Source organism: Snodgrassella alvi, from assembly GCF_002777425.1.
Taxonomy (GTDB): domain Bacteria; phylum Pseudomonadota; class Gammaproteobacteria; order Burkholderiales; family Neisseriaceae; genus Snodgrassella; species Snodgrassella alvi_B.
On the sequence record NZ_MDVC01000102.1, the window covers coordinates 1 to 1,475 of the forward strand.

The following is a 1,475-nucleotide window of genomic DNA, read 5'->3' on the forward strand; positions in this document are numbered from 1 at the left end:
GAATACATTTAGTATCACTCTAATTTTAAGTATATATTAATTATGATAAAAATATAAACCTGATTAAATCAACATTTCAATAATAACCAAAACAAATTTATCTATTTAAAAATTCTTATTTTAATCTACTTAAAGGAATCAATAATGATACAAACTGATAACAATATTCCAAATAGGAATAATGAAAAACCATACCGTTATGTATTTCAGGCAGGACATGGTGAAGATATTATCAACAGTAAAACCAGCGACAATAATCACAACCAGAACATCGAAATTGTATTCGAAAAAGCCTATGCAGCTAATGCAATTTTCTTACACTCAGGCAATGATCTGGTAATTCAGGCATTTAATAACAAGGACTCTGTCACCCTAACTGATTTTCTTAGCCCTGACAAAACCAATATTTGTACTTTTACATTCATCTTTGACGATAAAACATTAAACTCAGAAGATATTACCGATATAACAACAACTTTGAACGATACCAACAAAAACAATAAACCCACAGATTCACATAGCAACAATACCATCAACGACAAAACAAGTAATGATAAGCCGCATGGCGAGAATAGTAATGATAGTCTGAATGATATTGCCAGTTATAGTACTCTTATTAGCGGTACTGGGAATGATACTCTCAAAGGAGTTAACTGGCAGAAAGACCGATATGAGTTTGAAGCAGGTCATGGCCAAGATGTGATTCAGGATTCAGGCTATTGGTACGAAAAAAAGGATATTAATGAAATTGTTTTCAAAGATGCCAATTTTGCTGATGCTCTCTTTAGCCGTTCTGGTAACGATTTAATCATTAACGCATATGGAAATTCAGATTCTGTAACTTTGCCTGATTATTTTAGCTATAATAATGATTACTACCGTGCATTCAATTTCATTTTTGAAGACCAAACTCTCGAACCACTAGATATAAATAACAGAATCACATTTACTCAGAATGGTGATGATAATGATAATATCATTACAGGATGGTGGAGCAATGATATTATCAATGGGGGTAAAGGTAATGATACCTTATGGGGTAAAGCTGGTGATGATAACCTCAATGGCGATGAAGGCGATGATATTCTCAATGGTGAAGATGGGAATGATACCCTCAATGGCGGTGACGGTAACGATACCCTGATTGGTGGTGCCGGCTACGATATCCTCATTGGCGGTACTGGTAATGATATTCTTAAAGGAGGAAATTATCATAAAGATCGCTATGAGTTCGAAGCAGGACACGGGCAGGATGTGATTAACGATAAAGGAGATTGGTACGACAAAAAAGCTATTAATGAAATTGTTTTCAAGGGGGTCAATTTTACTGATGCTCTCTTTAGCCGTTCTGGTAACGATTTAATCATTAACGCATATGGCAATTCGGACTCTGTAACTTTGCCTAATTATTTTAGCTATAACAATGATTACTACCGTGCATTCAATTTCATTTTTGAAGACCAAACTCTCGAACC

1 protein-coding gene is annotated in these 1,475 nt (G+C 34.6%); it reads left to right on the forward strand.

The genetic code is table 11. From position 1 onward, the window contains the following. Positions 1-144: 144 nt before the first annotated feature. The coding region (locus tag BGI33_RS09760; RefSeq protein ID WP_144235423.1) for a calcium-binding protein at positions 145-1,475 on the forward strand (1,331 nt) is incomplete at its 3' end.